We start from the raw sequence: 11,544 nt of genomic DNA on the forward strand, positions 1-11,544 counted from the left end.
AGTTCGAGGTGCGCGGATCGGTGGTGGAGACCAGCACGTTCTTGGGCACCGCGTAGGTCGAGTTGCCGTCCAGCTGATTCCACTGCACGCCCTTCGGCAATACGGGAGTTGATCACCGACGTCAGTCGCTTCACGTCGACCGAGGTCGCCTTCCACGGGGGCGCGTGAACTATCGCGTACCGCCCGTCATCCGGTAGATCACGCCACTCCAGCCGGTGCTTGCTTATGCCGCGCGGTCCGTACTTCGATTGGCCTTGAACAACATCGATTGTGCCGATCAGATCAAGTTGTCGGTGCAGGAAGCGTTGAGATCCTCGCAGGAGATCATCATTCGATTCCGCTCCTACGGCCGAGGCTCCATAGCGGTAATCAACGTCGTCCTGAGTCTCGTGAGGTGGCGCCAAGAGAATTTCTGAAACACGCCCAGGCGCAGCCAGGGGCAGGGCCGCGACGAGCTCGTCTGCTAGGCGCAGAGGATCACATTCGGTCACGACGAAGCCGCCACCGGCCGAATTACCTCCAGGAACTACCTGCTTCACGATGAAGCCAACACTGCGCTGACGAGCGGCGAGAATCCTGATCCGCCCAGACCGATCGTCTGGATTCCGCGGATCCCAGCCATGGGCCACCAGTCGGATGTCCGGAGCAGAGAGCACGTCCAGCACATCAGCGAAGGGGCCTTTGAGAACATCCTCGAGCCGCTCCGCCGCCTGTCGCTTCTCTCGCAGATAGTCGTAATACATCGGCGTACTACTGATGAATTCGAACGGCTCAGGCAGAGCATCCCCTACGAGCCGCTCCCAGAGCACGAGGAACTCCAGATCCTCGAACTGCCAGCTACGCATCACCTTTCGGCCACCGGAGTAACTGCTGCAGGGGATTCACCAAGCACTTCCTCTAAATTCTCGAGGTTGGTGAGGAACTGCGGACGCTTGTGTTCCTTGCTCTGTCCTTGCGAACCGGCCGCGCCCATTGGCGAGCCGCCCATTCCGCTCGACGTTCCCGAGGACGACGACGAGGATGTGGACGCGAGTCCCGCGCGAGATGCCGTCGCTGTTTCCGCTTCCACCTCCGTCTCGGTCGCCGACGTCGGAGTGGCTGCCTTCGGAGACGGCTGCGTCTTCGGCGTCTGGGGTGCGCCCGTTGGCGTACCGCCCGTCGGGCTGCCGCCGGTCGGAGTTACACCGGGGCTGTCGGTTTTCGGGATCAGGCCCAGGTTCTGCAACTGCTGGGTCAGCTGATCGGTCGGGTCCGTCGTCTTTTCCGTGGTCTTCGTCTGCGTCAAAGCCGTCTGGACCGCCGTCGCGAGCTTCTCTACGCCCTGTTCCGCGGCGGTGATGCCCGCCTGAAGCACCGTGCTGGCCTGCGTGATCAACGTCTGCAGCGTGGTGTCCGTGGTTGTGGTCGGAGTGTCCGTCTTGGTGGGGTTGGCGGGATCAGTATTCTTCGGATCCGTGTCGGTGGGGACGGTAGGGGTACTGGGGGAGCCCGGGGTTGAAGGGGTGCCACCGGGGGTGGTGCCAGGCGTGGTGCCAGGAGTATTTCCGGGGGTCGTTCCGGGCGTCGAAGGGGTACCGTCCGTTGGAGATTCGATTGCGCGGAGGTGAGTGTTGTACTTGATGATTCCGGCTATGTAGTAGCTGTCGCAGTCGTACTGGTAACCCAACAAGCCCTTCGCCTGGACGCTGGCCGGTAGACCGGGAAGCTGGAGTGTCGACGAAGAGGACGGCTCGTTCTCGGTTTGCGGCATCAGCGGTTTGGTCGTTTTCAACCACGCGGCGGCCTCTAGCAAGTCACCCCCGACCTGCCCCGCCACCGTAGATAGCGCTTTGCCATCGGAGACAACCTTGTTGACAGCCCCGATAGCACCGCCGGCCGATTTTCCCACCCAGCCGTCTTGAATACCTTTGTCGACAGCAGTACTTCTGAACTCCTCGAAGTACGCGAAGACCTCCCCCGACATCCAGGTCCAATGGCGCGCCGCCAGTACCACCGGGTCAGGCTTGATGCTCTGCCCGAACTTGTAAAGCTCGTTCCAGTGCTTGTTGTAGGGATTTTCGGGTTGCACAGCACGATAATCTGCTGGTGCCGCATAGACTTTCGAGATTTCGGACTCCAACGGGAGTTGCAGATCTGTAAGGTACGGCTTTGGCGTGGCAACAGAATCCCATGCTTTGGCGGGATCCGGTAACGGATTCGAGAAGCCGCCCGGTACGGTCGTCATCGCGATCTTGGCAAAGCTGGCCGCCGACTCGCCGTCCACGGCCGCGAAAGTCTTTGCGGCCTCCTTGAACGTGCTGGCCATGCTCTGAACGATGCCGATGTGTGCGCCTAATGCCGCGTCCAGGTCATCGGCGAGGCTGGAGTACTGTTCCGCAAGTCTGACCCCGGAATGGAAGTCGCCATCCGGCCCGGCAAACGCGCCGAGGTCCTTGACGTCCTTCGTCGATTGACGCAGCGCAAGTAGATGCCCGATCAGGGTGCTGCACGCGTTGAGGGCCGTCGCTGCCGCGTCGGCTTTGAACATGAGCGTGTCCTTGCCGATCCCCGACTGAAGCACGCTCCACGAAGGGATGTCTCCCACCGAAGCCCCCGATTCTCTCGAACTCGACATCTACGACCGCCGGAAGCCATCCGAATCCGACCTCGACCGACATCGGGGCCTGGATACGGTTGCATGGGTGGATATTCCGTCGGCCGATCGCATCGCCCCCGAGGCGGACAAGGGCCGACGCTACCACGCCGGATCGACACCGGCTCGCCCTCGCGTGGCCGATCGGTTCCACGAGCATCTGATAGCGTGGCGCCGCAAGCGGGAGTTAAGGGGCACTGCTAGTGGATACAAGTGGCGGGATTCCGATCGGGTCGCCGATGGCTCCGACACCTCACGGTGGCGGATACCAGCAGTTCCCGACACCTCAGCCACCGCAGTCTCGAGCGCGCGGCTATCTCTGGCCGTTGACCGCCGTATTCGCTACCTCAATCATTTGGGCTGGTGCGCTGTTCGGCGTCCACATAATGAACGGGCCTTCGTCGAGCGCGTATCTGGCATCGAAGCCCGACGTTCGTGGCTACCACGTGGTGGACGACCTGTGCAAGGCGACCAACCTCTCCTCGGTCGAAGCTGCCGGCTTCAAGGTCTCGGGATCGCCCGTCTCACCCCGTGCAGCCTTCGTACAACGGCATTCCGCCATGGATGCGGCAAGGTGCGAGATGACCTACGAAAAAGGCAATCTCGCAACCGTGTTCGTGACGACCACCGCGGTTGTGCACAAGGAAAGCAATCCGATTCCAGCATTCCGGCAAGGGTTGGATATCGCGAAGACCGAGTCGAGAGGTAGCTCCGACGATTTCGAGGAAGTGACCGGCCTGGGCGACGCGGCCTACGTCAATTACGACAATTCTGGATCCAAGGCGATGACTTTGACCGTCCTCGACGGCTGGTTCGTCTACTCGGTGGCCTGGACACCCTTGTTGAACGTCTCAACAGCGCAGGCCGACGCCTCCAAGGCAGACAAGCGCCGAATCCTGACCGCGATTGCCACGACCAGCATGCCCATGCTTCGCAAATGACGTGTGAGTCGACACCGGCGCACATCAGCCCCGAGGAACCAACGTGTCCAACCCTTTTCCGCCCCAACCACACATGCCGCAAGCACCGACCCACCCGAAGGACCGTCGTTGGTTGTGGACAATTTGCGCAGTCATTGTCACCTCTGCACTGTGGGCGATCGGCGCTATCGCGACCGGCTACGTCGGAAAAGCCAGTGTGAACACGGACGATCCGAACCCTCACGCGGATCTACGTGGCTATCACACGGTCGATGATCTCTGCACGGTGGCCAATCTCTCCGCGGTCACAGGCATGGGATTCTCGCTTCCATCGACAGCTTACGGACAACGAAATCCGACTGCGTCCACAACCAAACACCCTGTCTCCGACCGCATGATCTGCAACGTCGTGTTCGACGTGCCAGGCTTGAAGTCAACCGATTCGGCGCACGCAACCCTGGGTATCGCCGTAATATTGAACAAGCAGCAAGATCCAGGCCCTGAGTTCGCAGCGGCGTATCAGTCGGAATACAAGGGAGACTTCGGCCCAACTTCTCCGCAGCCCAAGATCGCGAAGATCACCAGCACGGGCGATGACGCGTTCCAAACGGTCTACCCCAATCCGACCCAGACCCAGCGAACCAGTGTGCAGTTGCAGATCCGTGAGGGCTGGGTCGTCACGCAACTCACCTGGATGGAAGAGCTCGGTGGTGGTGAACCGGGTCTGCTGCCATCGGAAGCCGATGCGAACGCGATGCTGCTCAAGGTCGCCGAGGCGACTCGGACCAAATTGCGTACATGATCGGCATCATGGCCTACTTCTGCGGCACTGGTGTCTCGACGGCAAGCTTGTCCAGCAGGTTATTCGCGGCTGCGGCAGCCTGAGAATCATTGGGCAGCCACGGAATCGAATACGACACGATGGTGTCAGGGCGTAGCGAAGGAGCCAACTTCGAGCCGCAGGTAGCGAAGCAGGGCTGGCGTTCGCTGAAGAGGGAAGTGATTTGGTCGGGCTTGTATCCCTTCGCCGTCAGCTGGCTCAGCAGGTCCTCCTCAGAACGGTCCACGGGGTTATCGCCTTGCGGGTCGCCGGAGCCCAAGACCAAATCCCCGTTCTGCGGGTCGTTCCAGCCGGGAACCACGGCCACAAGGAGATTGGCTCCGGAAGGTGTATTCCGCGAGCGGCGGGCGCGATCCGCAGCTTGGCTGAGGTTTTCGCTTCCGTACGGAATTTGCTGATATGTACAGGACTGTCCACATGTATCCCGGGTGCGACCGGAACCCTGTTCGGCACGAACGGTGCTGACCAGGCGGTCGATCTCGGCCTGCACCATCGCAATCGCTTGGACGTCGACATGACTCCTGATGTCGATGGGGTAATCGACCGTGATATCGCGGTTCTCGGCGCGTGCCTGCGCATCCACCTTCGCCTGATTGCGGGCGTTGATCCCGGCGATGATCGGGGCAACGCTGCCGTCGACACAAGCCATCACGGAACTCCCGTTGATGGGAAGGGTTTGGGTTGTGGAGCAACCACTGCTGGGCTGGCCGTCGATAGTCAGTGACGCCCTCATCACGGCGGAGACGTTGCCTGATAGTCGAGCGCCCTGCGCCGCGGTTGTCACGGTCGAGACTGTCGCCGTCACGGTGCAACTCTCATTCGTGCACTTCAGATCTCCGGACTGCTGAAAGTTGAACTGCACGCCGGCATCCACGGCATCGGTCAGCGTCTGAGTTTGCGCAACGATGTCGTTGAAGGCTTGTTCCCGGTCAGCGGGTGTCATGGCAGTGAAGACGATCGGGCCCTGGGACTGATCCGCCGCCACGTTCACGCCGCCCCCTGCAGTCGGTTCGACTGAGGTAGAAGTGGAGGTCTGCTTATCGGCGGTGCTGGGAATCCAGCGCAGGACCCGATACGGCGTAGTCGCCGAAACAGCCAGCGTGCCATCAGGCGTCGCGACCTCGTATGCCTGATCCGCACCAACCTGGATGGGTGAGGCGCCGATTCGTGGAAAGGCGGTAGCACGATCCAGCGCACGCGTCAGTCGGTCCGCCAACTGGCGTGGAGGCTGCGCCTCGGCTGGAACCAGCTTGGCGGGCAGCTCGGATCCGGTAACCCATTTGCCCGCAACCGATGTGGGCGAGATCCCCGTCGGCAGATCCGAAAATCGGCTGCCGTTCGGAGGTCTGACATACGTCTTGCCACCGACGCTCAGTACATCGACCTGCGGCTGCCCTGGCGCGGTGGCATTTCCGAGCGTCTCCCCCGTGGCGGTCACACGAACGTCCCAGGAACTTCCGCCCGAATCCGCCCCTGAATAGTGCGCTACCCGCTGTGTCATCAAATCGAGGACCGCACTGTAAAAGGGGACGGTATTTGCCGCGGCCCCAGCGTGTCCCGGAACAGTGGAACATCCGGCCAGCGCCGCGACGGAGAGAACTGTTCCGAGGACTGCCATTCGAACACCGAGCAATCGCTTCACCTCCGTGAGATGCGGCGAATCGAATTCCTCGGTCACTGTGCTGTCCCTCCGAGCTCCCCGGTATAGGCCACTGCCATCAGACGATCTCATCTCGCTGTGATGACCCGAACAGCCATGTCCTTGTCCGCTGCGCTCACCTCGCCGAGCTGAAAGTCCCGATCGATGATGTGCCGCACCAGATCCTGCTCCGGAGGTAGATTGTGTTTGCGCAGGTAGTGGTAGACCGATCCGGACCAGATCCAGACGCCGTCGGTACGGAAGGTCAGGGGAACGTCGCGATCGGACGGGGCGAACTCATCGACCTCGAAACTGCGGGCGGCCAACACGATCGGAGCTCGCTCCAGGTAGGCGAGGATCTGCTCGCGCAATTGCGGCGACAGCGCCTCTCGCACCGCGACCGGGCGGCCGTCCTCGTCACGCGCGTCATAGACGTGCGCGAGCCGCGGTAGCTCGATTCCATCGGCCATGCCGTTCCCATCCTGCTCCCCAACCACTTGCCCACTCGATCTTACTGTCGTGTTGGGCAAGATCGCTCGGGGCCGCGGACAGCGCCGTCCGACCGTGGCCGTTACTATGGCCGCGCCGACGGTCCGGCCGAGGAGCCCGACCTGGTGTGTACGCATTACGAATTCGTTTGTGCTGGTTATCGGGAGGGGCTGGGGGCCATGAGGGCTACCGCAGGGATATTTGGTCTGCTCATCGCCATTGCCGGAGCGGTGATGATGTGTCTCGGCTATATGGCGCAACACGATGTCCGCGACGCAGCCGCGAGATCGGCGGTGAATCTGGGGCTGACTTGCGAGCCGAATCGCGACAGCCCCACGATGCAGGAATGCACATGGGGGCGGTGGGACGGGAGCCACAGCACGCGTGGTGAGGACACACTGCCCGCCCGAGAGCGGACCGCCGAACTAATCAGCAATGTCGTATTGATCGGCGCCGCACTCTTCGTCGGCGGCTTGGCCCTGACGGGCGGGGCGCTCGCAGGCGGCGGACGGACGGCTCCGGCAGTTGCCGCGATGCCACAGCAGCCGCAAATGTACAGCCCGCCATCGCAATGGCCCGGAGCCTCCTGATGCACCGCACCCAGCGGTGTAACAGACGAAATGACCTACCGCCACCGCTATCCCGGCAATGAACCCGGCCCCGGGCATCAAGCACTCTGAGTTAGCGGGAGTCCCGCCATCGGTTAGGCTGCGGGCGTTCGGCGAACATTGATCACAGGGGGAATTGTGACCCAGTCGGCCATGCAAACCGATGACATCCAGCGTATTTCGGAGACGGCTGCGCGAATGGGCTTGGGGCAGCACATCAAGACCTACGGCCCGATCATGACGAACTGGCGCACGATCCGGAAGCTGGGGCTTGCCTTCATCGGTTTGGTCGCGGTCACGGTGCTCGGATACGCGGTTCATGTCGAGTTACTGGAGGCCGCGCTCTACTTCGCGGTGATCACGGGGCTGACGGCGCTGCTGGGGACCGTGCACGGGATCTATCACGGGCAGCGGAATTCCGGTAAGTGGCTCGAGCTGTTCGAGCACGGGTTGATCTTCAAGTCCAAGGAACAGTTGCGCGTTGTCCGGTACGACTCGGCCACGGTGATTCAGGACCTGGTCGAGCACCGCAGGAACGGTGTCACCACCCGAGTCACCCACGCCTACCAGATGCACGATCTGGACGGCCGCGCGTTGCGCCTACGCGAGGGGATCATCAACCCCCAGGAGTGGGGAGCACGAATCCAAGAAGGTGTCGCCGTCCATCAGATGCCCAGCGCCCTGGCGAAACTGGGAGCGGGACAGTCGATCGAGTTCGGCGCGATCACGTTGAGCCCGACCGGCGTCACCGGCTACGGCACCCAGGTGCCCTGGACCGAGATCACCGATGTCGACATTGCCGATGGCCGACTCCGCATCAAAACCGCCGCCAAACGACCGCCGATCATCAGCCCCATCAGCGCCCTGACCAACTTCAACCTGCTCTACGCACTGATCAAGCGCGGCCGCGGTCTGTAGAGCCATCCAGGCAGTCTCCCCGGCCGCTGGACAACGACACTGCCTCTGACAGTGCGCTTTCGTTGGTCTCGGTTTCGTTGCCGCTGCTACCGCGTTGAATCCGACGGCGCGCTGTCGAGTCCACGACGAAACCAGTCGGGCATGTGCTCGTCCGAACGCGGATACCATTCGTTCTCCAGCGCGAAATCCTTGCCGGCGGGTCCCTTCCCCAAACGCGGCTGACCCATCCGGCATCTTCGCCCCGGTCTCCCGTTCAGCGTATCGGCCGACGATCTTGCCGCGAACAATCAGCCGCGTCCATCCCATCGGCAGGGTACCGAGTATCCCATCAGCAGTTCATCTCCCGATCGGATTGCCGTCCTCATCCCACTTCCGAACGGTAGTCAGATGCCCTTTGGAGTTGAACTCTCGTTCCTCCGCGATCTGCCCGTTGGGATGCCAACTGCGCCAAGTCCCCTGCGGCCGACCATAAACGACCTCGCCCTCGGACTTGAGTGAGCCGTCAGCCCACCACTCCCGGTCTGGTCCATGTGGCACCCCATCGACGTAGAACTCCTGCGTGAGCAACTGATCGCCGATGGTCTCGACCACCTCACCAGTAAACGGCTCACCGCGGAAGGTCAGTCGCAAATCATCGTCCGTGGCGATCTCATCCCGGCTGGCGCTGTAGTCGATCTTGTTCATAGACCTACCGTCCGCTCCCATCGCACTGTCTAACTCTCCCTGAGCCACCGTTCACCCAGGTTCCATTCACGAGATTGGTTGGGAGGTAGTCCGATTCGATCTCAATCGGGATACCGACATCGCAAGCGAGGGTCGCGATGGCAAGAGGCCCCAGAGCGACGAACCCGTTCGGATTCTCCGACAGTTCGGGTGAGCTCCAATAGCTTCGATATGCACCGAGCGCACGCGCCAAAGAATCGTTGAATCGGTCCGCGTCGCGCCGCAGCAGGCTATAGAACATCTCCACCGGCGGGTAGGCCACCTTCAGCACGAAGTCCTCGGGGGTGAACTCGACCACGCCGGGATCCGTCAGCCGCATCACCGAATCGAACAACTCAGGCGATACTTCCTCGTGCCCCAAAAAGCGCTGAATAACTTCAATCCAAGGAAACATATAACCCTCGGTGCGCACGCCGCTTGCTCTCAGAGTATATTTCCCGACTTCACATAATTCCTCGATACGCCGTTTGTTACGCGTAATGACGGCCAGCCATGCAGCTGCCACCCAATCACCCGGCGAACTCAGCCGGTTCGGCCCCAAGGCCGGCAGGTCGCAGGGCCGACCGATCACATATCGCACTGTTCCGTCGGACTCCGACGAAGCCGCAAAGACGGCATTGGCAACCTCAGAGGCGAGGACAGCCGCGCTCCAGGTTTCGACATCAGCCGCAGGTGGATCAACAATCAGCTGATACTGAAGACGATTCAATGTCCGCCAGCGCGCACTACCCAGCGCATGAGGATATTCCCCTACATCTGCAAGAGAGGCATCGATGAGCTCCCCATAATTCGATACCCGAACTTGAGCTAGGTACACATCGAAACCAGGTCGATGAATAACCTTGGCTATCATTCCAACTCTACGACGCAGTTACACGGGCACACGGTATCGGGCCTTCGTTCAATCTACGAGCACGCGAATACCGAGCGAGTCCAATAATTCCCGGCAAACCTGACAGGGATCGGCGACTTGACCGTGCTCAGGATCGTCATGGGGGCGGATTTTCTTGGAAACAATTACTGCGCCCTTCAGGTAGTCTCGAGCCTCGTCCAACGATGCATGACCCCCCTCTACACGCTGCGCGTCGAGCCCCCAAAGCTGATCCGACACGAGCGCGAGTTCCGCACAATTTCCAGCGAAACGTTTCAACCGAGCAGCCGGCAAGGCCTCGATAAAGTCCTGGACCACCGGATGGTGATTCGGAAGCCCTTCTCCAAACAGGCTGGTATGGCTGAATATCTTCCCATGAACAAGCAAGGAGGAAGACGTCGCCGGATACGTATCAAACAAAGTAATCCTCAGCGTAGGGGTAAGGACCGCCCGAGAGCATTGTCGCGAACGCTTCGACTGCAGTGCTTCCGAGATAGTAATTTCCGGTATTATGCCGATAAAAGAACCTGCCAAGTTCGTCAATTAGCCAGGTGCCGAACTCATCGGTCTCGGTGCCGACCGGAAAAATACTCCGCTGCAGGCCACTAGAAAGCTCCGCGAAATCCTCGACGTCCCCCTCGTATCCGATAGTCGGGTCCAACATCAGCAAAGCCTCGGGCGAGCTTTTCCGCAGAGGCAACTCGAGATCACCATAGGAATGAATGAACTGCAATGCGGCGTCCGACACCATCAATTCGAACCCTTGCCGCCTGGCGTCATCCACCCTCACCTTTACAAGGTAATCTGCCTGATCGCCTATATCCCGCTCAGGATGCCAGCCACCTTTGACCAACCAAGCGCTTACTACATCGGTTCCAATCTGAGCCACTACACTCCTTTCATTCGATTAGATCGGATTAATTCCCAGCCGAGGGAGTATGTGCTTGCATGTCCCACAAGGATCCAGATACGTATTGTGCGAGCGCATCACGACGCCAGTCTTCCTTTGGATCACATCACCTATCTGCCGCGTATGAATACTACCGCCTTCGAGTGCGGCTCTGGCTTCCTCGAGACTGGCTATCCGGGTTCCACCCCGTTCCAGCGCAACCAATCGGTCGCTGATCAGGGCGACCTCGGAGCAGTTGCCGTGTCCACTTCCGACCTTCTCGATTTCCCCTGCGACTTCCGCAGCTTTGATCTCATCTAGGAGTTGCTGGAGGACTGGATGCGCGTCCGGCGTCGTGTGTTTGTCGTACCTCGTCATACTCGTATGCGCGGTCAAGACACCATCGTGCAAGAACGTGCCAGCACAGCCTTCCTTCGTCTTGTGTTGTCCGATCGGCACCCTGTTCTGATGCGCCACATCGGCCTGCTCCGGGGTCAAAGGCCGTTTGAGGGCAGTATCCGCAAGATCGTGGCCGCGCTGGTGTAGAGCGGCGATCTGCTCGTCTGGACTTAGGTGCGATACATCCTCGACAGGCAGGCGGAAGTGCTTCATTCCGCCAGCGGCGGATCCATGCCACTCCGGCTGCGGATCGATCAGTACGCCATGAGGGCCTTCTCCATCCGGCGGCGTAGAGCGGTCCCGCGCTTGATCTGTATCGATGCCGAGCTTGTCTTCGTCTCGGGTGCCCGGGACGAAACCGTCCTCGGAGACTTTGAATTTGGCGCCGTCGGGGTGGATGAATTCCCAGTCGCCGTCCGGTGGGATGCGGGGGCGGCGAGTGCCCTGAGGGGTCACTTCGGCTGTTGAGGAGTAGACGTGTCCAGCTTCGTCTGTCCAGGCTGGTTTGGTTGGGGCCAGGACTCCGGTGCCGGTGGCTTTGGCTAGCGCGACCCCGGGCTTGTAGGGCTCGCGCTCACCCGCCGCGACCAGGCGGCCCTCCGGGTAGATGATCAG

12 protein-coding genes are annotated in these 11,544 nt (G+C 60.9%); 3 read left to right on the forward strand and 9 right to left on the reverse strand.

Annotated elements, in window-relative coordinates:
• Window positions 1-845 (reverse strand): ESX secretion-associated protein EspG (locus tag ACWELQ_RS23385; protein WP_452399176.1); only part of this gene is annotated, 845 nt, incomplete at its 3' end.
• Window positions 845-2,527: a hypothetical protein gene (locus ACWELQ_RS23390; RefSeq protein WP_452399177.1), complete on the reverse strand. Its 1,683-nt coding sequence runs from the start codon at window positions 2,525-2,527 to the stop codon at window positions 845-847. The genes ACWELQ_RS23385 and ACWELQ_RS23390, both read right to left, overlap by 1 nt.
• 431 nt (window positions 2,528-2,958) lie before the next feature.
• Here ACWELQ_RS23390 and ACWELQ_RS23395 point away from each other — a divergent pair, with 431 nt between their 5' ends.
• Entirely contained in the window at window positions 2,959-3,573 is a 615-nt protein-coding gene (locus ACWELQ_RS23395) for a hypothetical protein (protein WP_452399178.1), read from the forward strand.
• 43 nt (window positions 3,574-3,616) lie between these two features.
• A complete protein-coding gene (locus ACWELQ_RS23400; protein ID WP_452399179.1) occupies window positions 3,617-4,354 on the forward strand; it encodes a hypothetical protein in 738 nt (245 codons plus the stop codon).
• A 13-nt stretch (window positions 4,355-4,367) separates the two neighbouring features.
• Here the strand turns inward: ACWELQ_RS23400 and ACWELQ_RS23405 are convergent, their stop codons facing one another.
• Together ACWELQ_RS23405 and ACWELQ_RS23410 are read right to left on the reverse strand one after the other, a co-directional pair.
• Complete coding sequence (locus ACWELQ_RS23405; protein WP_452399180.1) at window positions 4,368-6,071, reverse strand: nucleic acid/nucleotide deaminase domain-containing protein; 1,704 nt, start codon at window positions 6,069-6,071, stop codon at window positions 4,368-4,370.
• A gap of 50 nt (window positions 6,072-6,121) precedes the next feature.
• Window positions 6,122-6,502 carry a hypothetical protein gene (locus tag ACWELQ_RS23410; protein ID WP_452399181.1) on the reverse strand — a complete coding sequence of 127 codons (381 nt, stop codon included), beginning with the start codon at window positions 6,500-6,502 and terminating at the stop codon, window positions 6,122-6,124.
• Window positions 6,503-7,282: 780 nt separating this feature from the next.
• Here ACWELQ_RS23410 and ACWELQ_RS23415 point away from each other — a divergent pair.
• Window positions 7,283-8,047: a DUF6585 family protein gene (locus ACWELQ_RS23415; RefSeq protein ID WP_452399182.1), complete on the forward strand. Its 765-nt coding sequence runs from the start codon at window positions 7,283-7,285 to the stop codon at window positions 8,045-8,047.
• A 336-nt stretch (window positions 8,048-8,383) separates the two neighbouring features.
• Here ACWELQ_RS23415 and ACWELQ_RS23420 read toward each other — a convergent pair whose 3' ends face one another.
• The 5 genes from ACWELQ_RS23420 to ACWELQ_RS23440 form a co-directional block, all read right to left on the reverse strand.
• Window positions 8,384-8,731 carry a toxin-antitoxin system YwqK family antitoxin gene (locus ACWELQ_RS23420; protein WP_452399183.1) on the reverse strand — a complete coding sequence of 116 codons (348 nt, stop codon included), beginning with the start codon at window positions 8,729-8,731 and terminating at the stop codon, window positions 8,384-8,386.
• Between the two features lie 4 nt (window positions 8,732-8,735).
• Window positions 8,736-9,623: an immunity 49 family protein gene (locus ACWELQ_RS23425; protein ID WP_452399184.1), complete on the reverse strand. Its 888-nt coding sequence runs from the start codon at window positions 9,621-9,623 to the stop codon at window positions 8,736-8,738.
• A gap of 48 nt (window positions 9,624-9,671) precedes the next feature.
• Window positions 9,672-10,061: a YwqJ-related putative deaminase gene (locus tag ACWELQ_RS23430; protein ID WP_452399185.1), complete on the reverse strand. Its 390-nt coding sequence runs from the start codon at window positions 10,059-10,061 to the stop codon at window positions 9,672-9,674.
• Window positions 10,054-10,530, reverse strand: a complete 477-nt coding sequence (locus tag ACWELQ_RS23435) for an SUKH-3 domain-containing protein (protein ID WP_452399186.1) — start codon at window positions 10,528-10,530, stop codon at window positions 10,054-10,056. Before ACWELQ_RS23435 ends, ACWELQ_RS23430 begins: the two co-directional genes overlap by 8 nt.
• Window positions 10,531-10,548: 18 nt before the next feature.
• The coding region (locus tag ACWELQ_RS23440) for a YwqJ-related putative deaminase (RefSeq protein WP_452399187.1) at window positions 10,549-11,544 on the reverse strand (996 nt) is incomplete at its 5' end.

The sequence above is a fragment of the Nocardia sp. NPDC004722 genome (assembly GCF_053601505.1).

Bases quoted from the DNA above. Each gene is read 5' to 3' on its own strand.
- ACWELQ_RS23390 (WP_452399177.1), bottom strand. From the start codon at position 2,527: ATGTTCAAAGCCGACGCGGCAGCGACGGCCCTCAACGCGTGCAGCACC.
- ACWELQ_RS23410 (WP_452399181.1), bottom strand. From the start codon at position 6,502: ATGGCCGATGGAATCGAGCTACCGCGGCTCGCGCACGTCTATGACGCG.
- ACWELQ_RS23415 (WP_452399182.1), top strand. From the start codon at position 7,283: ATGCAAACCGATGACATCCAGCGTATTTCGGAGACGGCTGCGCGAATG.
- ACWELQ_RS23420 (WP_452399183.1), bottom strand. From the start codon at position 8,731: ATGAACAAGATCGACTACAGCGCCAGCCGGGATGAGATCGCCACGGAC.
- ACWELQ_RS23425 (WP_452399184.1), bottom strand. From the start codon at position 9,623: ATGATAGCCAAGGTTATTCATCGACCTGGTTTCGATGTGTACCTAGCT.